The sequence below is a fragment of the Sphaerospermopsis kisseleviana CS-549 genome, from assembly GCF_028329225.1.
Classification (GTDB): Bacteria; Cyanobacteriota; Cyanobacteriia; order Cyanobacteriales; family Nostocaceae; genus Sphaerospermopsis; species Sphaerospermopsis kisseleviana.
This window is the reverse complement of record NZ_JAQMTI010000190.1, coordinates 1-22,352: the sequence shown is the minus strand read 5'-3', so window position 1 is coordinate 22,352 and position 22,352 is coordinate 1. Positions and strand designations below refer to the sequence as shown.

General features: G+C 37.4%; 19 protein-coding genes. 9 read left to right on the top strand and 10 right to left on the bottom strand.

Annotated elements, in window-relative coordinates; all coding sequences use genetic code 11:
• The first annotated feature begins 68 nt into the window (after positions 1-68).
• Both PN497_RS15625 and PN497_RS15620 read left to right on the top strand, forming a co-directional pair.
• Positions 69-1,589 carry a dihydrolipoyl dehydrogenase family protein gene (locus PN497_RS15625; protein ID WP_096572270.1) on the top strand — a complete coding sequence of 507 codons (1,521 nt, stop codon included), beginning with the start codon at positions 69-71 and terminating at the stop codon, positions 1,587-1,589.
• Positions 1,590-1,856: 267 nt separating this feature from the next.
• Positions 1,857-2,432 (top strand): Uma2 family endonuclease, encoded by a 576-nt coding sequence (locus PN497_RS15620; RefSeq protein WP_096572269.1) that lies wholly within the window; start codon positions 1,857-1,859, stop codon positions 2,430-2,432.
• Between the two features lie 160 nt (positions 2,433-2,592).
• Here PN497_RS15620 and PN497_RS15615 read toward each other — a convergent pair whose 3' ends face one another.
• The 4 genes from PN497_RS15615 to PN497_RS15600 form a co-directional block, all read right to left on the bottom strand.
• A complete protein-coding gene (locus PN497_RS15615) occupies positions 2,593-4,806 on the bottom strand; it encodes a glycoside hydrolase (protein WP_096572268.1) in 2,214 nt (737 codons plus the stop codon).
• A 172-nt stretch (positions 4,807-4,978) separates the two neighbouring features.
• Positions 4,979-5,209 (bottom strand): NifU family protein, encoded by a 231-nt coding sequence (locus PN497_RS15610; RefSeq protein WP_096572267.1) that lies wholly within the window; start codon positions 5,207-5,209, stop codon positions 4,979-4,981.
• Positions 5,210-5,564: 355 nt separating this feature from the next.
• Positions 5,565-7,346 carry a sensor histidine kinase gene (locus tag PN497_RS15605; protein WP_096572266.1) on the bottom strand — a complete coding sequence of 594 codons (1,782 nt, stop codon included), beginning with the start codon at positions 7,344-7,346 and terminating at the stop codon, positions 5,565-5,567.
• A 236-nt stretch (positions 7,347-7,582) separates the two neighbouring features.
• Positions 7,583-7,819, bottom strand: coding sequence for a hypothetical protein (locus PN497_RS15600; RefSeq protein WP_096572265.1), 237 nt, complete (start codon positions 7,817-7,819; stop codon positions 7,583-7,585).
• 271 nt (positions 7,820-8,090) lie between these two features.
• Between PN497_RS15600 and lepA the strand changes: the two genes are divergently transcribed.
• The 3 genes from lepA to PN497_RS15585 all read left to right on the top strand — a co-directional run bounded on the left by lepA (position 8,091) and on the right by PN497_RS15585 (position 12,667).
• Entirely contained in the window at positions 8,091-9,902 is a 1,812-nt protein-coding gene (gene lepA / locus PN497_RS15595) for a translation elongation factor 4 (protein WP_096572264.1), read from the top strand.
• A gap of 354 nt (positions 9,903-10,256) precedes the next feature.
• Complete coding sequence (locus tag PN497_RS15590; protein WP_096572263.1) at positions 10,257-11,444, top strand: glycosyltransferase family 4 protein; 1,188 nt, start codon at positions 10,257-10,259, stop codon at positions 11,442-11,444.
• Positions 11,445-11,608: 164 nt separating this feature from the next.
• A complete protein-coding gene (locus PN497_RS15585) occupies positions 11,609-12,667 on the top strand; it encodes a cyanophycinase (RefSeq protein WP_096572262.1) in 1,059 nt (352 codons plus the stop codon).
• 156 nt (positions 12,668-12,823) lie between these two features.
• Here the strand turns inward: PN497_RS15585 and PN497_RS15580 are convergent, their stop codons facing one another.
• The 4 genes from PN497_RS15580 to PN497_RS15565 all read right to left on the bottom strand — a co-directional run bounded on the left by PN497_RS15580 (position 12,824) and on the right by PN497_RS15565 (position 17,346).
• On the bottom strand, positions 12,824-13,987 hold the full coding sequence (locus PN497_RS15580) for an IscS subfamily cysteine desulfurase (RefSeq protein ID WP_096572261.1): 1,164 nt from the start codon (positions 13,985-13,987) through the stop codon (positions 12,824-12,826).
• 15 nt (positions 13,988-14,002) lie between these two features.
• Positions 14,003-14,659, bottom strand: coding sequence for a type I restriction endonuclease (locus tag PN497_RS15575; protein ID WP_096572260.1), 657 nt, complete (start codon positions 14,657-14,659; stop codon positions 14,003-14,005).
• 93 nt (positions 14,660-14,752) lie between these two features.
• The gene (gene bcp, locus PN497_RS15570) at positions 14,753-15,229 is read right to left on the bottom strand and encodes a thioredoxin-dependent thiol peroxidase (RefSeq protein WP_096572259.1); all 477 of its coding nucleotides are present in this window, start codon (positions 15,227-15,229) and stop codon (positions 14,753-14,755) included.
• A 74-nt stretch (positions 15,230-15,303) separates the two neighbouring features.
• Positions 15,304-17,346: a lipoxygenase family protein gene (locus tag PN497_RS15565; RefSeq protein ID WP_272110620.1), complete on the bottom strand. Its 2,043-nt coding sequence runs from the start codon at positions 17,344-17,346 to the stop codon at positions 15,304-15,306.
• Here PN497_RS15565 and PN497_RS15560 point away from each other — a divergent pair.
• Both PN497_RS15560 and PN497_RS15555 read left to right on the top strand, forming a co-directional pair.
• Positions 17,330-18,169, top strand: a complete 840-nt coding sequence (locus PN497_RS15560; protein WP_096572258.1) for an FAD-binding domain-containing protein — start codon at positions 17,330-17,332, stop codon at positions 18,167-18,169. The genes PN497_RS15565 and PN497_RS15560 overlap by 17 nt on opposite strands.
• 318 nt (positions 18,170-18,487) lie before the next feature.
• On the top strand, positions 18,488-18,766 hold the full coding sequence (locus PN497_RS15555; RefSeq protein WP_272110618.1) for a hypothetical protein: 279 nt from the start codon (positions 18,488-18,490) through the stop codon (positions 18,764-18,766).
• A gap of 103 nt (positions 18,767-18,869) precedes the next feature.
• Here PN497_RS15555 and PN497_RS15550 read toward each other — a convergent pair whose 3' ends face one another.
• Entirely contained in the window at positions 18,870-19,004 is a 135-nt protein-coding gene (locus tag PN497_RS15550) for a DUF2887 domain-containing protein (RefSeq protein WP_272110627.1), read from the bottom strand.
• Positions 19,005-19,546: 542 nt separating this feature from the next.
• Between PN497_RS15550 and PN497_RS15545 the strand changes: the two genes are divergently transcribed.
• Positions 19,547-19,963, top strand: coding sequence for a hypothetical protein (locus tag PN497_RS15545; RefSeq protein WP_096572256.1), 417 nt, complete (start codon positions 19,547-19,549; stop codon positions 19,961-19,963).
• Positions 19,964-20,058: 95 nt separating this feature from the next.
• Positions 20,059-21,453 (top strand): TldD/PmbA family protein, encoded by a 1,395-nt coding sequence (locus PN497_RS15540; protein ID WP_096572255.1) that lies wholly within the window; start codon positions 20,059-20,061, stop codon positions 21,451-21,453.
• Positions 21,454-21,606: 153 nt separating this feature from the next.
• On the opposite strand, the gene coaE is transcribed toward PN497_RS15540, so the two are convergent.
• Complete coding sequence (gene coaE / locus PN497_RS15535) at positions 21,607-22,194, bottom strand: dephospho-CoA kinase (protein WP_096572254.1); 588 nt, start codon at positions 22,192-22,194, stop codon at positions 21,607-21,609.
• Positions 22,195-22,352 lie beyond the last annotated feature (158 nt).

The window sequence follows — 22,352 nt, the reverse complement described above, 5'->3', positions numbered from 1 at the left end:
TCCCAATTCCCAATTCCCAATTCCCAATTCCCAATTCCCAATTCCCAATTCCCTATTCCCTATTCCCAATGAAAATTGACTACGATATTGTAATTATTGGTGGTAGTATTACTGGATACCAAGCGGCTTTAGCTGCAACCCAACTACAAGCGAAAGTTGCCTTGGTACAGCCTCAAATACACTATGAATTAAACTATCATTACCCACTCAGCGAACTAAGTAAAATCTCACAGCAGTGCGTTGATATGGCAACTCTTGGCATTATGGACGAGAGTAAAAACATCAAATCAAATTTTCACCGGAACAAGCCAATTAACAATACTGGAGTACCAGAAAAATCGCAAATTTCCATATTGCAACCGACTTGCAGCTATTCCTACCCACAAGCGAAGTTGTATGCTCAAAGCATTGCAGCAAATATCAACCAACTTAATTCTCTTGCTAATTTGTCTGCCCAAGGTGTTGATGTAATTATTGGTAATGGGAAATTTCAAACTTCTCCCAAGCTGAGTTTTGCAGTGAATGACAGAATTTTAAGCGCCCGTACCTATTTACTCGCTTGCGGTTCACGTCCAAAAATTCCCGATATTGAAGGTTTAAACACTACAGGTTATCTCACCTTAGCGAATATTTGGCAATATTTAGAAACACCAAACCCTCCAAAAAATTGGGTAATTATTGGTGGTTTACCCCAAAGTATTGAAATTGCCCAAACTTTAGCTCGTTGGGGTTGCAACATCAATTTAATATTAAATCATCCTAGTGTTTTTTCTGATCTTGAACCAGAAATAAGACAATTATTGATAGCACAATTAGAAGCTGATGGTGTGCGTATTTTTAACCAAACAATCGTCACCCAAATACGAAAAATTGAAGATCAAAAATGGGTGCAAGCTGGAGATAAAGCTATAGAAACTGAAGAAATTTTAATTGCAACTGGACAACAACCAAACATAGATAATTTAAATTTAGCAGCAGCAGGAGTAAAATGGTATCCAAGGCGTTTAGTTGTGAATAAAAAACTCCAAACCACAAATCATCGCATTTACGCTTGTGGTGATATTCTAGGTGGTTATGATATTGCCAACATTGCCAATTATGAAGCTAAAATTGCTGTGAAAAATGCTCTATTTTTTCCCAGACTTGAAGTTAATTATCGTTGTATTCCTTGGATAATATCTTCTCAACCAATGGTAGCGCAAATAGGGTTAACAGAATTACAAGCAAAAAGAAGATATGGTAAAAATCAAGTTTTAGTTTTTACCAACTATTTCAAAACCTTAACAGCAGCACAAATTAAAAATGAAATTACAGGTATTTGTAAATTAATTATTTTAGAAAATGGTCAAATATTAGGATGTTCTATATTTGGTGTAGAAGCGGGAGAATTAATAAACTTAGTAGCTTTAACAATGTCAAAAAATCTGAAAATTGAGAACTTAGAAAATTTAGCTGTTGTTGATCCTAGCTTTTCAGAAATATTACAGCAAACCGCAAGAGAATGGAATAAACAAAAGTTAAATAAAAACCACATTTTGCAAGAGTTTTTGCAAAGTTTATTGCATTTTCGCAGAGATTGGGATTTATAATATTCAACAAAATATTCAACAATAGAAAATTAAAAATTCCCTCTCAAAAGGTTTTATTTGAGATTTACAACCCATTTTGCAAACGCAAAGTTCGTAGTAAGGAATAAATTCCTTACTTGAGGACTGAAGTCCTCACTACGGAACTTAATCTACTTTTGAATTATTTTCTTCCTCTGCGTCTTTGCGTGAGATATAAAAGATGTTGGGTTTCCTCCCGTCAACCCAACGTACTGAGATATAATATCTAATATTCAACAGGTAAGAATCATGACTTCTGTAACCTTACAAATCCCACAATCATTAAAATTCACAGATGATGAATTTGTAGAAATAGTTGCAGCTAACAAAGATTTACGTTTAGAATTATCACATCAAGGGGAATTAATTGTTATGTCACCAACCGGAGGAGAAACAGGAGAAAGAAACTTAGAATTAACTGGACAAGTTTGGTTTTGGAACAGAACACATAAATTAGGAAAAGCATTTGATTCTTCCACAGGTTTTAAATTACCTCTTGGTGGTACTCGTTCCCCCGATGTATCTTGGATAAAAATAGAAAGATGGAATGCACTGACACCAGAACAAAGAAAAAAGTTTTTACCTTTATGTCCTGATTTTGTGATTGAATTAGTTTCTGAAAGTGACGATTTAGCTGATACACAAACAAAGATGCAGGAATATATTAATAATGGATTGCGTTTAGGTTGGTTGTTAAATCCTAAAGATAAACAAGTAGAAATATATCGTCAAAATCAAGCAGTAGAAATATTAGAAAATCCTCAAAGTTTATCTGGGGAAGATGTGTTACCAGGTTTTATTTTAGATTTACAACCCATTTTTTAAACGCAAAGTTCGTAGTAAGGAATAAATTCCTTACTTGAGGACTGAAGTCCTCACTACGGAACTTAATCTACTTTTGAATTATTTTCTTCCTCTGCGTTCTCTGCGTCTTTGCGTGAGATAAAAAAGATGTTGGGTTTCCTTTCGTCAACCCAACCTACTATTAAGGGACTTCAATGGGAATTAAAGAATTTTCCGGTAAATAACTGTGATAACAACCATCATCAGCTAATACTAAAACCAACCTTACAGGATAGTCAGGAGGAACTTGCAAATCTGCCCAAGGTACTGCTATCTCTAAACAAGAGTTTAACGCAACTTGGGCGCGAGTTGCGCGGGGATGCCATTGATAATGTTCTGCTGCTTCTCGAAAATAAATTGTTTGGGAAATTAGGTTAATTTCTAAATGATGGTGAAAGAAATAATTAACCGGTGCAAGATCAGGAACTTCTGCTAAAGGTGCAGGACTATTGATCATTGGTCTATCGGGATAATACCACAATAAATTTAATTCTTTGGGTAGTTCTTTTCCTGGTGTGACACCGCTTTTAAAGTCTACTCGCACATAGAAATTTAGGTGATCAACACCGTAAAAAATGCGTTGTACTAAACTACTTTGGTGCATTGTTCCCCGTGAACCACCTACTTCTATTCTGCCGGCTTTATCCCAGTCTTGTTCATCCCCTTTACCGTCAATTATGGGATGAATAAAACTTTCTGGACGATGATCTAATTTGGCTTCGTGGACTTCTAATGGTTGGGTTAAATAGGCTGGTATGGGTTCATTTAATGCTTTATAAATGCCATATAAATGTTCTCTAAATAGTTGATCAAATATGGCATCTTGATTTGATGAATGTCCTTCTCCAAACCACCAAAACCAATCTGAACCTTCAGCAGCATATAATGCTTCCCACGCTGCGGGGTTATTTTCTTCGGTTGCTTCGGGATGTTTTGCTAAGGTTTCTCTTGCATGGGTTAAATAGTCCCAAGCGCGGTTTTTTACAGGATCACCGATCCAAGTTGTAAAACTGCCATCTACCCATGAACCGCTATGTAATTTTTCACCGGGAATAGTTGCTGTAGCGGGGTATTTTTCGAGAAATTCGGAAACAGTAACCAGTTTGATATTTTCTTGATTACTCAGGTTTTCATACAATGTTTCTAGGAAAATTTTACCATCTTGGGGATAAAATTCCCAGCAATTTTCCCCATCCAAAGCAATGGTAACTAACCAAGGTTGTGAAGTTGGGTTTTCTCTTTGTTTTCTAGCGATCGCCTGTAAATGTCCTACTAAGTCTGCAACCGCCTGTTTTGGCTGCATTGCACCATAAGTAAAACCCACTAAATCTGATAATCTATGATCCCGGAATACAATGGAAACCTCACCTGCGGGAGTTTGCAAACGATAGGGACGGTATAATAATTCTGGTTGTTGTACATTTCCCGCCCCATCCCGATGAAAGAAATGTTGCAATGTCCAACCTAAAACCGCTTCATCTGAGCAAATCCACTTAAACCCTTGTTTAATAATATACGGTAAAATTTCTGGGCTGACGGACTGTTCTGAAGGCCATAAACCTCTGGGTGCTTGTCCAAACCTATCTTTATATAAATCCCAGGCTTTTTGTAAATGGCGGGGAATATCTTCCGCCCACTGGAAACGCTGGTTAGGTAATGTCATTTGTGGCACTGCCACCCGTCCAGAGTTGGTATCAGCTAACAGGGGTAAAATGGGGTGAGTGTAGGGGGTGGTGGTAACTTCTAGCTGGCCAGTTTCCTGCATTTTCCGGTGTTGGGGAATAATGCGACTGAGGATTTGTTTTTGTTTAGAATAGATCCGTTGGCGATCGCCTAAAGTAAAATTACGTCCTTGTTTTAACCAAACTGCAATTTCTGGATCATCCCAAAATAAAGGATCAATCCACGCTAAATTATGCCAAGCTAATAAATCACTATAATCTACAGCTTGCCAATTTGCTAAACACCAACCTTGACCCTTTTCCTGTCTTTGATAATACAATTGGGCATAACGGGGATGGGGGTCAATTAAAGTATGATGGTTAGCATCAAAAAAATGTTGAACAATAAACTCTTTTTGTTCTGTGGTTAACTGTTCCACAGGTGTTAAACTGGCAGTTAAATAAGGGTCAAAAGCATTTCCCGCAATATAATCTTCTAACTGTAAAATCAAAGACGGTACTAAATTCACCGTTTGATGTAATTTCGGGTATTTTTCCAGCAATAATATTAAATCTAGATAATCCTTAGTACCATGTAACCTCACCCAAGGTAAGCGATACTGCTGACTGACAGGAGACTTGTACAATGGTTGATGTTGGTGCCAAATAAACGCGACGTAAAGGGGATGAGACATGATCAATAATATGCTTTTCAGGATTTACTAATAATTTTCAATTATCAATAATGGTAATGGGTAATTGGTGATAGTTGATAGTTGATAGTTGATAGGGAAACATAAAGATTGATTACCCACTCACCAATCACCAGTCACCAATCACCAATCACCAACCACCAGTCATCTATCCCTAGATGACTTGTTCAATTTCTGCAATTTCGGGAATCATTTCTTTGAGACGGCGTTCAATACCCATTCTCAAAGTCATTTGTGAACTAGGACAAGAACCGCAAGCACCTTGTAAACGCAGTTTCACTACTGGTCCATCGAGTTCTACCAGTTCCACATTACCCCCATCAGACATTAGATAAGGGCGCATTTCATCTAAGACAGTTTCAACGTTTTCAAGTGTCAATTCCATAGTTTTAGACCTGTTCAGTAAAGGACGGCTTTGAAAGTGGGATTTGCAGATTATCCACCCATTTCCCAAAATATAACAGGAGTCAGGAGTCAGGAGGCAGGAGGCAGGAGATCAAGGAGTCAGGAGTTCGAGGAGTCAGGAGTCGTAGGGGCAAAGCATTCGGGCGACCAATTATCAATTTTATGAAAAGGCTATTTTCCGAATGCCTGTCTGCCGACAGGCAGGCTTCGCCCGTACAGGAGTCAGGAGTTATTTATTTTGGATTTTGGATTTTGGATTTTGGATTGTTTTTGTTAACTCCAATCTAAAATCTAAAATCTAAAATTTTCTTCCCCAATCACCAGTCACCAATCAATTATTGAGATTCAATCTCGCACTCGCTAGGGGAACACAAGACCGGTTGTTGATAAAGTGGGACTGTGAAGGTGACAGTTGAACCAAGACCTTCGCCTAAGCTATAAAAATGTACCTCACCGCCCATTGCTTCTACCAGCTTTTGGGATATGGTTAAACCTAAACCAGTACCTCCGTAGTGACGAGTACGAGAACCATCAACTTGAGAGAATAATTGAAACAGTTTATCTTGTTTGTCTAAGGAAACACCAATACCAGTATCTGCAACTTTAACTTTCACCATGCCGGGATTCTGTGGTTTGCTGGATTTTCCTTTTCCTTTTTTGATAACCCAGTCGGCGCTGATGGTGATTCCACCTTCATGGGTGAATTTAATAGCATTGCCTACCAAATTTAGCATAACTTGTAACAACCTTTGGTAATTACCTTGAACGATAATTTCATCAGAGGTGACAGGCATTTGCATTTGGAAACTGAGGTTTCTCATCTCCGCTTGGGGACGGGTAAAGTTTTCTACATCACTAAATAGCTCTTGAAGTTTGACAGGTGAGCAGTCTAACTCCATTTTCCCGGCTTCGATTTTGGCAATATCCAAAATATCATTAAGAAGATTTAGCAGATGGAGTGATAATTTAAGAGCTTCATCCACAAATTCCATTTGTTCTTCGGGATCATCTGCTATCCCTTCTAAAATCAGCTTTAAAAAGCCAATCATGCCATTTAAAGGTGTATGAATTTCGTGGGATACATTAGCGAGAAATTCGCTTTTTAACCGGGATGCTTCCTCAGCGTTTTGTCTTGCGTATTCTAGTTCTTTGTATAGGGTAGCATGAGCGATCGCTGTACCCAGTTGATCTGCCAACTCTTTAATTAATTCTATTTCCGTTTCTGTTATTAATATTTCTTCACTGCTTAAACTTAACCCAACTAAACCATTTGCTTGGTCTTGATAGTTAGTAGCAAAAAGTAAAAATCTGTGCTGCTGAGAATTTGTTTGAATGGGCATCTCTATGACCATCGGTTCTAGAGTTGCGAAAGCTTGAGCAAAAGCAGGTTCAGAAGATATCTCTATTTCTGAGCCTAAAATGGGCTTGAATGCTGGTTGGTGATATTCTGCGATTACCCTAACTTTTGAATCTCCTGGCTGATAAGGAAAGAAAATACAACGCTCCAGTTTGAGAGTTTGTCCTAAACTGTCAACTGTTTGCTGCCAAATAACATCTATATCCAGTGTCCACCAGATATTTCTGGTGATTTGGTTTAATAGTTTTTGGTATTGCACCAATAACTGTGGCACTTTCCGAGAATGCAAAAATAACTCAAGCTGTGAAGGCGTTTTTGCTGCCTGATTCACTTCTTTACCATTGACTGGAGATGGTAATAGCCTACCCATAACCAAAACTGTGGTTGCGGCTTCACCCAGTTGCGGCATAATTGGAGTAATTGTCAACTCCAACTCTAATAAATATTGACTGCATTTAAACCAACATTGAACTCTCTCTGGGACTAAAGTTGTTAAAATCCTTTGCAAGCCTTCCAAATAGGCAACTTTATCTACTGGGGTAAAGATTTCATTTTCATTAAGCGCATCAACTATTCTCTCAGTGATTAAATCCAGGAGTTCGCTGTACTGCCAATCAAATGTCAGATAACGCCCAGTACCATCTTGGATATATACCAACTCAGATGCAAGAGTTAGTAATAAGCCATCTGTACTGCGGTTAGTAGATTCCAGGTTCTGAGAAAATAGCTTTGGCAATGGGTTATTCGCAGTAATAGTCATTTATCGAGTTGGATAGACAATTTGCTTTCCACCGTGGTTGTACTAAAGCTGCTTAAATTTTGGCATAAAGTTTTACAGCTTTCATACTTTTGACTGTATATTTTTGACTTTTCTGGAATCTGGAGCGTTAAATTTTACATTTTGTATCATTGGTGACTGGTGATTGGGAAAAATACAAATAACTTCCCCCTGCTCCCTGCTCCCCTGCTTCTTCCCCAGTCCCCAGTCCCCAAATTTCAATCATTCCATTCTCCTCTAGGGGGAATAGGTGTGCGTATTGGTGTGCGAGTTAGTTCATCATCTCTCGGTATGTCGCCGCGTAACCATTGGCGGATGGCGACTTCTATCACCTTACTGGGGTCATTGGTAAGATGCTGAATTTGGGCTATTAATTCAGAGTCTAGGCGAACAGCAATTTCTACCTTGTCTGTATGGATTTTTTCCCCGTTGGTGGGGTTTTCTTGCGTATTCATAGGTTTACGGTTTCCCAAAAAATTACCAAACTTAGATGATTCAGTTTTTAGGTGGCAGTTTTCATATACAGTGTCATCATATCTTGAAAATTAATTCACCTGCCTGGAGACTGGAGACCATTGACTGGTGACTGAGTTATTAACTTCCTCTGACTGCTAGAACTCCTGACTTCTTGAACTCCTGCCTCCTGTTCCCATTACCCAATAAAGCATTAAAATACATGAAGTAAATAGATTTAACTTTTGATTGCTGCTAAAGCAAAGATGGTATATGACTGACGTTCCCGCAGTTCGCATTCGCAATTTCTGTATTATTGCTCATATTGATCACGGTAAATCTACTTTAGCCGATCGCTTACTCCAAGCTACTGGCACTGTAGACGACCGACAAATGAAGGAGCAGTTTCTCGATAACATGGATCTGGAACGGGAGCGCGGCATTACAATTAAGCTGCAAGCTGCCCGGATGAATTACACAGCTAAGGATGGTCAGCAGTACGTTTTAAACTTAATTGATACTCCTGGTCACGTTGACTTTTCCTATGAAGTTTCCCGTTCTCTGGCTGCTTGTGAGGGTGCTTTATTGGTTGTGGATGCCTCCCAAGGGGTAGAAGCCCAAACTTTAGCAAATGTGTATTTAGCACTAGAGCATAATTTGGAAATTATTCCAGTTTTAAATAAAATTGATTTACCAGGAGCAGAACCAGATAGAGTAGTTAGTGAAATTGAAGAAATTATTGGTTTAGATTGCAGTGGGGCAATTTTAGCTTCTGCTAAAGAGGGAATCGGTATTCCTGAGATTTTAGAGACGATTGTAGAACGTGTACCCCCAGCAGCTAATACGGTTGATCAACCTTTAAGGGCGCTGATTTTTGATAGTTACTACGATAGCTACCGGGGAGTAATTGTTTATTTCCGGGTGATGGATGGGACAGTGAAGAAGGGCGATCGCATCTATTTGATGGCATCGGGTAAGGAATATGAAATTGATGAGTTAGGTGTCCTTTCTCCCACCCAAAAACAAGTTGAAGAACTCCATGCGGGAGAAGTAGGTTATTTAGCCGCCTCTATTAAAGCTGTGGCTGATGCACGGGTGGGCGATACTATCACCTTATCTAAGGCTAAAGCTACAGAACCTTTACCCGGTTACACAGAGGCTAACCCAATGGTATTTTGTGGGATGTTCCCCATAGATGCAGATCAATTTGAAGACTTGCGGGAAGCTTTGGAAAAACTGAGATTGAATGATGCGGCTTTGCAATATGAACCGGAAACTTCTAGCGCAATGGGGTTTGGTTTCCGTTGTGGGTTCTTGGGTTTGCTACACATGGAAATTGTCCAAGAACGGTTAGAGCGAGAGTATAACCTGGATTTAATTATTACAGCCCCATCTGTGGTTTATAAGGTGATCACTATCAAGGGTGAGGAACTGTATATTGATAATCCTAGCCATTTACCTGCGCCCAATGACCGGGAAAGAATAGAAGAACCTTATGTGCAGGTAGAAATGATTACTCCCGAAACCTACGTTGGTACTTTGATGGAGTTATCACAAAACCGCCGGGGTATTTTCAAAGATATGAAATATCTTACCCAGGGACGGACTACCCTAACTTATGAAATTCCTTTGGCGGAAGTTGTCACCGACTTTTTTGATCAAATGAAATCCCGTTCTCGTGGTTATGCGAGTATGGAATATCATCTGATTGGCTACCGGGAAAATCCGTTGGTGAAGTTGGATATTATGATCAATGGTGATCCCGTAGATTCTTTAGCGATGATCGTCCACCGGGATAAAGCTTATGGTGTGGGCAGATCAATGGCTGAAAAGCTCAAAGAACTGATCCCACGTCATCAATTCAAAGTTCCCATTCAAGCGTCTATTGGTAGTAAGGTGATTGCCAGTGAACATATTCCGGCTTTGCGGAAAGACGTTTTAGCTAAGTGCTACGGTGGTGACATCAGCCGGAAGAAGAAACTTTTGCAGAAACAAGCCAAGGGTAAAAAACGGATGAAAGCTGTGGGTACGGTGGATGTACCCCAGGAAGCGTTTATGGCTGTGTTGAAGTTAGATCAAAGTTAATGTATGAGGTGACAGGAGGCAGGAGGCAGGGGAGGTAGAATAAATTTTTCTCGCTGTTCCCTGTTCCCTGCCTCCACGAAAAATTCATGAATCAAATCGGATCACTATACCTCTCCAGTCCCCAGTCAACTAGATATTTGCAAATTTAAAGTTAACCTGGTTTTTTGATGAAATCGGGTTTTTTTGTAGAGATAAATTGCAAATCAATATGATAAGCTTTATCAAAAAACTATTTATTAAAAAAAACAACAATTTCACTAGGAATACTCGCAGTAATTGTCACACTTCGTATTTTGAGATCAAAGTAGTTTTTTCTATTCTTTCAAGTTTTGTAAATATCGGGGAGTTAAATCAATGAAGATACTGGTACTAAGTTGGGAATTTCCGCCAAGGTTAGTGGGAGGAATTGCCCGTCATGTAGGAGAATTATACCCGGAATTGGTAAAGTTAGGGCATGAGATTCACTTGATTACGCCAGAAGTAAAACAATCATCACTGTATGAAGTAGTTGAGGGTATTTATGTACATCGAGTACCAGTAGCCCATAGTCATGATTTTTTTCACTGGGTAGTAAATTTAAATGAGAGTATGGGACATCACGGTGGTAAACTGATGTTAGAGGAAAGACCATTTGATCTTATTCATGCCCATGATTGGTTAGTTGGAGATGCAGCGATCGCTCTCAAGCATACTTTTAAAGTTCCTCTCATTGCTACCATTCACGCCACAGAATACGGACGTTATAACGGTATTTATAATGATACCCAACGCTATATTTGTGGTAAAGAACAGTTACTAGCTTATAACGCTTGGCGTATCATTGTTTGTACTGAATATATGCGGGGGGAAGTAGTCAGAGCATTAAATAGTCATGGTGATAAAATCGACGTGATTTTTAATGGGATTCGCCCAGAGAAAAAGCAACATTACCGAGATTTTCATGCTCAAGATTTTCGTCGCCAATTTGCCGCAGATCATGAAAAAATTGTTTATTACTTGGGCAGGATGACTTATGAAAAAGGTATACCTGTATTGCTTAATGCTGCTCCCAAGGTACTTTGGGAAATGGGCGGTTACGTTAAATTTGTGATAGTTGGTGGTGGTAATACTGACCATTTAAAACAGCAAGCTTGGGATTTAGGAATTTGGGATAAATGCTATTTTACTGGTTTTCTTTCTGATGACTACTTGGATAAATTTCAAACCTTAGCTGACTGTGCAGTTTTTCCCAGTCTTTATGAACCTTTTGGTATTGTAGCTTTAGAAAGTTTTGCTTCTAGAGTTCCGGTTGTGGTTTCAGATACGGGTGGTTTTCCGGAAGTAGTACAACATACGAAAACAGGAATTGTAACTAAAGTAAATAATCCAGATTCTTTAGCATGGGGAATTTTAGAAGTTTTGAAAAATCCAGGTTATCGACAATGGTTGATAGATAACGCTTATGAAGATTTAGAACGAAGATTTCGCTGGCCACAATTAGCAAAAGAAACGGAAGCTGTATATGAGAAAGTGGTGAAAGAGCGATCGCAAGTTGATTGGTAATTAAACACAAAGTAAAACTGAGGTTTTCGCAGAGTAGTGGAGATAATATTAATTACTCTGCGTTTTTTGCCGTTAAAAAACAGTACAAAGGCTGTACGCTGGGAATTTACCCCTTGGGAATGCGAGAGTTAGAAATGATGGCTGTTTGCTTCACATTCCTGAGTATGACCAAGGCATTCCCAAATATAGCCAAGTGCTTGAGAAAAGCAAGAACTATGTTGTTGAAGATGGGAACCTTCCTCATATCCCACTTTACAGCAAACCTAAACCGCTACTTGGAAAAAATTAGCCGTGATGTTAGTCCACCGTTACCAAACCCCAATTATAGACCGAATTATAAAGTTCCTTTATTAGCTGGACCTGTACATAATTTGGGTGGGGGTGGTCCTGATGTGGATGATGCGATTCAATGGATGATAAATCAAGTCAGGGGAGGTGCTAACTCTAACAAAAAAGTTAATGTTGTTGTCATTCGTGCTGCTGGTAACGATGATTATAATCAGCTAATTTATAATATGAGAGGTGTGAATTATGTAGAGACTTTAATCATTAGAAATAAACAAGAAGCGAATAGGACAGATATTTTTGATAAAGTCAGAAATGCTGGAGTAATTTTCTTTGCTGGTGGTGATCAATGTGAATATATTCGCAACTGGAAAAACACGAAATTAGAAGCTGCCATCAAATCAGTTTATGATAAGGGTGGGGCTATTGGTGGCACAAGTGCAGGGGCAATGATTCAAAGTGAATTTGTTTATGATTCTTGCGCTTGTGAAGATAGTATTGAAACTAATGAAGCACTGGAAGACCCCTATAGGAATATTACATTTACCTATAACTTTTTCCAGTGGAAGTATTTGCGAAGAACGATTATTGACACCCATTTTGATGAACGCAAAAGAATGGGAAGAATTATGGTTTTTATTGCGCGACAAATTCAAGATGGTGTATCTAATACTGCCTTAGGAATAGCTATTAGCGAAGAAACATCTTTACTTGTAGATAAATATGGAATTGCAAAAGTTATGGGGAGGGGTTCAGTTTATTTTGTTCTTGGAGATCATTCCCCAGAAGTTTGTGAACCGGGTAAACCTCTCACATATTATGATTATAAAATTTGGCGATTTCCTAGAGGTGAAACTTTTGATTTAAATAATTTACCATCTAGAGGTTATTATCTCAGAAGTGTGAAACGGGGAAGATTTGATTCTGATCCTTATTAATGGATGTACAGATCCTCTTGTGGTGCGGGCATCTTGTCCGCTTTATTTTACAAGAATCAAAATTTTTTCTTGTTCCCATACTCTGTATGGGAATGAATAAAGCAAGACTCTGGCTTCCGTTTTATTGGAGTCAGAGACTGGGAACGAGAGAATAATTCACACTTTCGAGAAACTTCTTAAACTTTTCACGGTAGTAATTAAATGTTCGGCAACTTGATCTATTTCATAAACAGTATTAAATCTGCCAATTCCAAACCTTACGGAAGCATAAGCTAAATTTTCCGAATGTCCTAAAGCTGTTAAAACATAGGAAGGTGCAACATTATTGGAAGAACAAGCAGAACCAGAAGATATTGCAACAATTGGTTGTAAACCTAAAGAAAGTGCAGCACCATCCACACCTTCCACACTAATATTTAAATTTCCTGCTAACCTTTTTTCAGGATGTCCATTGAGATAAATTCCCTCCAAAGTTGATAACTGTTTCCACAGTCTTTCTCGCAATTCTATTAACCTTTGATTTTCTGTTTCTTGTTCTTTTAAAGCAATTTCCACAGCTTTACCAAAACCAACAATTTGCGGTGTATATAAAGTTCCAGAACGCATCCCTCTTTCATGTCCTCCCCCATGTTGTTGCGCTGCTAATTTTACTCTGGGGTTACGTCTGCGAACATATAAAGCACCAATACCTTTAGGACCATAAACTTTATGGGCAGTTAAAGACATTAAATCAATATTTAATGCTTGCACATCTAAAGGTATTTTACCAATAGCTTGTGCTGCATCTGTATGAAATATAATTTCCTTTTCTCGACAAATTTTACCGATTTCTGCTAAAGGTTGTAAAACACCAATTTCATTATTTGCAGCCATGACAGATACTAAAATTGTATCAGGACGCAAGGCTGTTTCTAATTGGTTTAAATCAATTAATCCATCTTTTTGGACTGGGAGAATTGTAATTTCAAAACCCATGTTTTGTAAATATTCACAAGGGTCTAAAACTGCTTTATGTTCCGTAGCGACGGTAACAATATGTTGACCTTTGGAAAAATATGCTTCTGCGACACCTTTAATAGCTAAATTATTCGCTTCTGTTGCACCACTGGTAAAGACAATTTCTTCTGGGTTAGCGTTAATAGCAGTGGCTAAAATTTCCCTGGTTTGTTTAACTGCTGCTTCACCTTCCCAACCGTAAACATGACTATTACTAGCAGGATTACCAAACTTTTCTGTAAAGTAAGGTATCATGGCATTGAGTACCCTTTCATCTACGGGGGTGGTAGCTTGATTATCGAGGTAGATGGGACGATTAGACATAAATAAACTCAACAATTAAGTTAATATTTTACCGATTTTTTTGAGGATTTTTAAAACTTGATAAAGTTCGTTTTCCCTTCTATATAAAGTGAATCTATCAGACAAAGCATAACAAGGTTTATCAGTTTGGATGAGTTTAATAAATTGGAAGTCTTCACCATTAATTACCAATGAATATAGGGGGTAATTCGGGTGAGGATTGGCTAACATATAGGTAAGTGCTTGGGGTATGGCTTTAGCTAAGGAAAAATTAGTTCTTTTAGCTTCAATCACTAATAACCATAGCTTATTTTGTAGAACTAAAACATCTATTTTACCTTTAATAATCTCTGTAGTTTCTGATCCAGTTTCTTCATCATCTGTGAAGATTGTTTCACTAATTTCTATAGGTTCTTCTGTGGCAATATAAAAAGGAGAATCATAGAAACCAGCTAAATCTAGTAAGGGAGATAATACTACTAATTTAACTGCATCTTCTAAAGGACTAGATTTTTCTACTAAGTTGAGATAATTCTTTTTGACTCGGTCTAAATATTGCTGTTCTAATTCTGAGATATTAGGTAAATCTTGTTGCAATTCTGTAAAAAAAAGTTCATCTTTAGATTTTTGTAGGGCAAATTTTTGTTTTAATTCCGCAAGGGTAATATTCTGTGCTTGGATAATCTGAACCATATTTATCTAAAAATTAAATAAAGGTGTTATTTATATTATAAAGCCTGGATGATTATTTTCAGGAGGGAGCGATAAATCGCTCACTACAAACTGTTATTTGGTGGTTAATTCTTGGAGTTTTTTCAAGACTGCTTGTGCATGACCTTTTGTTTTGACGTTTGCCCAAGAATGGGCGATGATTTTATCAGGTGAAATCAAGAATGTTGAACGCGCAACACCCATATATTCTTTACCCATGAATTTCTTTAAACGCCATCCACCGTAAGTTTCAATTAATTGATGTTCGGGGTCACTTAATAGGGTAATTTCTAAGTTATGTTTGGCGATAAATTTGCAATGGGATTTACTGGAATCTGGACTTACACCAATTATTTTAACACCTAAAGCGGTAAATTCTGCGGCTAAATCTGTAAAATCTTTGGCTTCTGTGGTACATCCAGGGGTGTCATCTTTGGGGTAGAAATAAAGGACTATCCACTCGTTGAAGTCAGCGAGGTTCACGAGTTTATCGTTTTGATCTGGTGTGGAAAAATCGGGTGCAGGTTGTCCAATTTCGGGAATGTTGGTCATGATGAAATTTTTAGGTTAATCTGAAATGTAGAGAATTTTCATGAAACGTCTCTACAAGGATTTTACAATGATGATTATATATTAATACTATTGGGTATCCGAGAAGGTAAAAGATAGGGATATTCTACACCTGTTTCTAGGGAACGTTGTTGATTTCGAGATTTAATTTTACTTTCAATCTCTAACAAATCACTTTGAAAATGGGCGAGAATTTGCCGATCAATTTTATCTGCAAACTGAATAAAATCAGAACTTCCTAATTTACTCCAGTTAATTCCACTTAATGCAAAGGTTAATTGCATTTGCTCTAAATCTCTTGCTGTTGAGGGTAAAATTTCCTCTAAACTGGCTGGTGTATCAGGACGAATATAATTTGCTAAGGGTGCGTTAGGAACATAACCAAAATAATCGTATTGACTAAAATTCAAAGCTGCGTGTTGGGGTCCACAGGTAAAGATGACGATAGTTGCAATGTCTATTAATTGTTGCAAACTACCAACTTTTGTAAACCCTGGTACGCGGGGATAGGAAGGTATTTCTTGGGGTTCTATTCCTGATGCTGCTACCATTTCTTTGGGTAACCATGCAGGTGCTTGAGGAAAGTCTGATTTGGGACGGGTGTTTAAAGGTGCGCCTAGTTCTTCCGCCCAATTTTGTAAATAGATGTCTTGTTGTACTGCTTTATCGTCTGGGTAGTAGCGTTGTAAATAACGAGTTGTGTATTTGGCGATCGCCTCCCATAATAACAACGCATCATCCCGATAAGGAAAGTCTGGTAATAATTTCGGTTCTATTCCCCGCACTTCAATATCATTCAACAGAGAATAATACCAAAAAGACTTTTCTCGATAGGCTTTATTCATCAAGTTACCAGAAGTTTTGATAGTAGGAGCCATTAAATTATCAATTGCTGCTCCTTCTGCTAACAATATACTATTTCCCCGGTTATTAATGGCAATTAAAAATTTAAAATGGGGAGATAATAATTGATAAACTGGGTGATTAGTTGGTATTTGTCTAGAAGTAGCAATAGACAAAGATTCCATTGCTAAATGAGTATAAGCTAAATGGGCAATTAATTCATGATGGGTAGCATCCGCAGTTTGAAAATATAACTTTGCTCTCATCCAATCATCTGCTGGTTCTCCTGTAATTCCTGGTGTGACTACTCGACCTTTTTCTAATTGAATTAGTACAGGTTCTAAACCTTTTTCTGTATTGTGAAATAAAGCTACTGGACTACCTACATATTTACCAGTTTGTAAGTCTGTAATTTTCAAATCTTTAAAAATTGGATAGTCAGCAATAAACAACTGATTTTCACTGGCAGCTTTAATTAAATCAACAGCACCGTTATTAGCTAATTTGTAAGGTTGAGTAGCTAAAGTTTGAATCAAACTTTGATCATTTGTTTGCACTCTGCGGATAATTGTCGGGTTAGCACCAGCTAAACGTTGACGGACAAATTCTCTATCACTCAAACCTCCATCTCGTTCATGAATTATACTCATAACAGGAGGTTTAACATCTGCTTTTTTAGCTAATGCTTGGTAAAATAAATTTCTTTGTTCTGCGTTTTTTGTGAGGGGAGGTAAATTTTTATCTACATTTTCGACAGCTTTTTTAACAGCAGAAATTGTTTGAATTAATTTTTTTCTTTCTTGGATATAGCTACTATTAAATTGTTCATTGGGCGGTAAATCCAAATTAAACCATCCCGATTGAAAAACTTTGCAGTCTACCAACAAAGTCGATATATTTAACCAATTTTCCTGTAATTCTTCCGCTTTTTTATCTAACTGACTCAGTAATAAAGTCCAAGGTTGGGAAAGTTTCCCCTGTTCTACCAAATTTTCGCTGAGTTTGGTTAAAATATAACGGATAACGCCATCTTCCCCAGTGTAAGGAAATAACCTTGCATATCCTTTTTGATCTAAGTTACTGGGATCATAGCGATAGTAACCTTGTTTTTCTTGTAAAGATGGGTGTTTTGTCATGGCTTTTTCTGGTAACACTTGATATACTGTAGAGGATAATATAGTTATATTTAAATTGCCACTATTTCTAATTTTGATTACATAATTCTCAACCAATAATACTATGTTACGTGATTTCACTAATCGAGATGAGTTAATAGCTTACCTGCGCGAACAATTTCCCCAGTCCGCAGAACAAGATGATCACATCAGCGAAACTGTGGGTGGAAGGAAAGCAGCAAAAGCGAAGCTAAAACAAGTAGATCCTGTTGCCTACGCAAAAACACGCAATTCTTTAACTGGTGCTGTTACTAGGTTATCACCTTATATTCGTTATGGCGTTTTAAGTTTGCGAGAAATTAGAGATGATATTTTAGAACGGGTGGAAAATCCAGAAGATGCGAGTAAATTAATTAATGAATTAGGATGGCGCGATTATTGGCAAAGGCTGTATGTTAAGTTAGGAAAAGGTATTTGGGAAAATCAAGAAGAATACAAAACCGGTTATAAAGTAGCAGATTACGCAAAAAATTTACCGGAAGATATTATTGAAGGAAAAACCGGACTGGTTTGTATTGATAATTTTAGTCAAGAATTAAGAAAAACTGGCTATTTACATAACCATATTAGAATGTGGTTAGCAGCTTATATTATCCATTGGCGACGTATTCAATGGCAAGCAGGCGCAAAATGGTTTTTACAACATTTGTTGGATGGCGATCCTGCAAGTAATAATATGTCATGGCAATGGGTAGCGAGTACCTTTAGTCATAAACCTTATTTTTTCAATCGGGAAAATTTAGAACGTTACACAAAAGGGGTTTATTGTCGTCAATGTCCGCTTTATGGTAAGTGTGATTTTGAGGGGAGTTATGAGGAGTTGGAAGCGCGACTTTTTCCCAAAGGTGAGTTTAGTAAAAAGCCTAATAGTCAAAGTTGGCAGAAGGGGAAAAAAGGAAGGTAAAATTTATTTGTCTGAATCAGGATAACCAGGATTATAGGATTTACAGGATGGTAGTTTTTAGCTGGTTTGTTGGTGATGAAAGTTGCATTTGTCTGAATCAGGATAACCAGGATTAAAGGATTTACAGGATAGTAGTTTATAGATGGTTTAAATTATTCAAAAACAATCATTAAACAACATCCTAAAAAATCCCCAACTTCCAAAAAACAATCATTCAATAATATCCTGTACATCCTCAAATCCTGGCAATATTTACAAATAAAAGCCGATAGCTATATAATTAAAGAAGATTGTGTTTTACAAATGATGAGGATTTTCATGATGACTACAGCACAGGAAAATAAAAAATCTATTTTAGAAAAACTAGATAATTTAACACCTGCACAACAAGAAAAAGTATTAATTTTTATTGAGTCATTATATCTGCAATCACAACCAAATGATATAGAACAAAAACAACGTCGAAAATGGCAAGAAATCAGAGGTAAAGCACCTTATCCTTTAGTTAGTGAAGATGCTCAAAATTGGGTTTCCAGAAATAGAAACGAGGAAAGTAAAAATAGGGAATTAAATCTCAGAAATATCTATGAACATTGAAGATTATTTAATTCAGGGTAAAAAGTTATTTTTGGATACAGCACCAGTAATTTACTATGTAGGGTTTGCTGAATAAATCCGAAAACTTTACAGGTAAAGGGTTTTAGCTATCCAAAAGGGTTTTAACCAACTCAGGTGTTTCTGATTCCTTGCTGACAATTAACTCAATTAACCCCATCCCAATTGAACCTGATGGTAATTCATCTAAGTAAATTCGTTTAATTCTTCCACTATTAATTAATTCTTGTTGATAAACTTCAATAACTCAAAACCTGTTGTATATGGCGCGGATATATTTCTAGGTATAACATTAGATTAGCAAAAACTCAGAACACTGTCAACCCCCCAAGCTGAAATCACCAAAACTCGTTGATTTATTAACACCATTCTCAATAATCTTGAGAATAGACCCCCCTTTATTGCAATAAAAACTTTTTTTCCAACTTCAGAATTAGGTAACGCTGATAAACGCTGATAAACGCGAATATTCAACTAATTCTTTCTTTGCGTCTTTGCTCCTTAGCGTCTTTGCGCGAAACTTAAATTTCAAAAATCCCAATTACCAATTTATCAATCACATCCTGTAAATCCTTAAATCCTGGATATTATCTCGACTTACTTCGACTGCGCTCAGTACAAGTCGCGGTAGTTGAGCGTAGTCGAAACTCGATAACCACCTGATTCTGACAATTAAACTCAGATTAACACAGAAAAACCGCAAATTTATTTTCAAACTGCGATAGAATTTAAAGAAGCTTTGTTAAAATCTATCTGATATGTATGAATAAACCAATTATCTGGATCAATGGAGACTGTTTAAGTCCCGAAAACCCCGCTTTACAAGAATATCCCAATACCCCAGCTATTTGGGTTTGGGATGATGCTTTAATCGAAGAATGGCAATTAAGTTTAAAAAGGATAACTTTTATATATGAATGTTTACTGGAATTACCTGTAGAAATTCGTCGGGGAAATGTCGCAGAGGAAATTATTAAATTTGCTCAGGAACATGATGCTAAATTAGTAGTGACTACAGATAGTCCCAGTCCCAAATTTGATGATATTTGTAATCAAATTGAAAAGAAATTGAAATTAGAAATATTGGAAGTTGAACCGTTTTTTGATTATGATGGATTTATTGATTTAAAGAGGTTTTCTCGTTATTGGAAAGTAGCAGAAAAATATGTTTTTGATTAAGTATTCAACTACCTGCTAAATCTGATTTTGAAGATATAGAAAATAAACATAAATAGTTGGAAAATAACTAAAGTTCTTCATCATCCCTAACCAAAATGCCTAAACTCCTTGCTGACATCCAAAATTTACTCTCTGATTTAATCGCTCGCTATTCCTCCCGTGTCGATTATCTCATGATTCGTTTAGAAGAAGCTGAAGGAACAGATATTTTATTGCGTGGTGACAAAGTAGAAACCCTCAGTGAAGGTATTTCTATCGGTGGCCATGTTCGCGCTTGTCATAAAGGTGGCTGGGGTTTAAGTAGTTTCAACCAGTTAGCAACTATCGAACAAAGAATAGAAGAAGCGATCGCTGCTGCTAGGATAGTGGGAGATGAAGAAACCATCCTCGCACCCATTGATCCCATCCAAACAGTATGTAATTTACACCTCACAGGCATTGATCCCCGTACCGTTTCCCTCAAACAAAAAAAAGAATTGTGCGATCGCTACACCGAATTATTAAAAAGCGTTGATTCTCGCATTACCACTACCTCAGTCCGTTATGGTGATAGTTGCCAAAGAGTAATTATTGCTACCTCAGAAGGAACATTAATAGAGCAATCTTGGGTAGATATGGAAATGCGCTTTGCAGCTACAGCAAGAAACGGCGACACCGTACAAACAGGGAGAGAAACCACAGGATCACGGAAAGCTTTTGAAGATTTAGTCAATTTAGATACTCAAGTTAAAAGCGCAGCAGAAAGAGCAGTAACAGCTTTATCCTTACCATCAGTTAAAGGTAACACTTATACCGTCGTCATTGACCCCATACTTACAGGTTTATTTGTTCATGAAGCTTTTGGACATCTTTCCGAAGCAGACATGGCCTATGAAAACCCTGATTTATTGGAGGTGATGACTCTGGGAAGGCGTTTTGGTTCAGAAGAACTGCAAATTTTTGATGGTGCTGCACCCCAAGGTCACAGAGGTAGTTATTTTTACGATGATGAAGGTACACCTGCGACAACTACGCAATTAATCAAAGATGGGGTTTTAGTGGGACGTTTACATTCTCGTGAAACTGCGGGTAAATTAGGCGAAGCACCCACAGGTAACTCTCGTTGTTTAGATTATCACTACTCACCCATTGTAAGGATGACAAATACCTGGATAGAAAGAGGTAAAACCCCAGTAGCAGATTTATTCACAGATATCAAAGAAGGAGTATATGCACGTAACTGGTTAGGGGGAATGACAAACGGGGAAATGTTCACCTTTAGCGCGGGTGAAGCGTGGATGATTAGAAATGGCAAAATATCTGAACCTGTAAAAGATGTTACACTATCCGGTAATGTTTTTCAAACCCTAGCAGATATTGAAGCTATAGGTGATGATTTTTACTGGGATGAATCCGGTGGATGTGGTAAAGGTGGACAAAACGGTTTAGCTGTGGGTTGCGGTGGACCTTCTTTGCGTATTCGGGATGTAGTGGTAGGGGGAGAAAGTTAACTAATTGATAATTGATAATTGATAATTGATAATTGTTTAATTCCATGTTTAAAATCTCCCCTTTCCAGGGGAGAAAAGCCAAAAATCCCGCTTTTTCAAGACTCTGACTTTCAAAGAGAGGTAATTGTCCATTATTGAATCATATTCATGATATTATATTTTCATCACTTTATCTATCTGTTGTAAAAGCGATTCTAAAGTAGAAGAATTATCTAAAACAAAATCCGCACGGGCAATTTTTTCTGATAATGGTAATTGACTATTAATTCTTGCTGCTGCTTGTTCATTTGTTAAATTATTCCTTTGAATTAATCTTTGTTTTTGCTGTGCTTCTGAACAAGAAACAACCCAAATTTCACCAACTAAATTTTCTAAACCTGCTTCAAATAATAGGGGAATAACTAATACTAAAGTAGTTGCAGATGATTCATGAATAGTTTTTAAAAACCAATTTCTCACATAGGGATGAATAACATTTTCTACCCAAATACGTTCTTCTGGTTGATGAAAAATAATTTCTCCCAATTTAGCACGATTTAAGTTACCATCTGCTAATAAAATTTCTGATTTACCATAACGTTGGGCAATTTGTGAGAGTATGGGAGAACCTACAGATACAGCATCTCTAGCATAAACATCTGCATCTAAAATCGGTAAATTATAAGTATTAGCTAAATAATTAGCCACTGTACTTTTACCTGTAGCTATACCACCTGTTAAACCAATTAGTCTTTTAGTCATTAGATATTAGTCATTAGATAAGCTGTTACACAGCTAAATTGTATAACCCTAATGTTCTGAACTCTTGTTTAACAGGCAAGATGCCTGTTCCACTTATACAAATTAAATGCACAACAGCTTATTAGTCATTAGATGTTAGTTATTAGATGTTAGTCATT

Excerpts from the sequence above, each read along its gene's own strand:
- PN497_RS15625 (WP_096572270.1), top strand. The coding sequence starts at position 69 with ATGAAAATTGACTACGATATTGTAATTATTGGTGGTAGTATTACTGGA.
- PN497_RS15620 (WP_096572269.1), top strand. The coding sequence starts at position 1,857 with ATGACTTCTGTAACCTTACAAATCCCACAATCATTAAAATTCACAGAT.
- PN497_RS15615 (WP_096572268.1), bottom strand. The coding sequence starts at position 4,806 with ATGTCTCATCCCCTTTACGTCGCGTTTATTTGGCACCAACATCAACCA.
- PN497_RS15610 (WP_096572267.1), bottom strand. The coding sequence starts at position 5,209 with ATGGAATTGACACTTGAAAACGTTGAAACTGTCTTAGATGAAATGCGC.
- PN497_RS15605 (WP_096572266.1), bottom strand. The coding sequence starts at position 7,346 with ATGACTATTACTGCGAATAACCCATTGCCAAAGCTATTTTCTCAGAAC.
- PN497_RS15600 (WP_096572265.1), bottom strand. The coding sequence starts at position 7,819 with ATGAATACGCAAGAAAACCCCACCAACGGGGAAAAAATCCATACAGAC.
- lepA (WP_096572264.1), top strand. The coding sequence starts at position 8,091 with ATGACTGACGTTCCCGCAGTTCGCATTCGCAATTTCTGTATTATTGCT.
- PN497_RS15590 (WP_096572263.1), top strand. The coding sequence starts at position 10,257 with ATGAAGATACTGGTACTAAGTTGGGAATTTCCGCCAAGGTTAGTGGGA.
- PN497_RS15585 (WP_096572262.1), top strand. The coding sequence starts at position 11,609 with ATGACCAAGGCATTCCCAAATATAGCCAAGTGCTTGAGAAAAGCAAGA.
- PN497_RS15580 (WP_096572261.1), bottom strand. The coding sequence starts at position 13,987 with ATGTCTAATCGTCCCATCTACCTCGATAATCAAGCTACCACCCCCGTA.
- PN497_RS15575 (WP_096572260.1), bottom strand. The coding sequence starts at position 14,659 with ATGGTTCAGATTATCCAAGCACAGAATATTACCCTTGCGGAATTAAAA.
- bcp (WP_096572259.1), bottom strand. The coding sequence starts at position 15,229 with ATGACCAACATTCCCGAAATTGGACAACCTGCACCCGATTTTTCCACA.
- PN497_RS15560 (WP_096572258.1), top strand. The coding sequence starts at position 17,330 with ATGTTACGTGATTTCACTAATCGAGATGAGTTAATAGCTTACCTGCGC.
- PN497_RS15555 (WP_272110618.1), top strand. The coding sequence starts at position 18,488 with ATGATGACTACAGCACAGGAAAATAAAAAATCTATTTTAGAAAAACTA.
- PN497_RS15545 (WP_096572256.1), top strand. The coding sequence starts at position 19,547 with ATGAATAAACCAATTATCTGGATCAATGGAGACTGTTTAAGTCCCGAA.
- PN497_RS15540 (WP_096572255.1), top strand. The coding sequence starts at position 20,059 with ATGCCTAAACTCCTTGCTGACATCCAAAATTTACTCTCTGATTTAATC.
- coaE (WP_096572254.1), bottom strand. The coding sequence starts at position 22,194 with ATGACTAAAAGACTAATTGGTTTAACAGGTGGTATAGCTACAGGTAAA.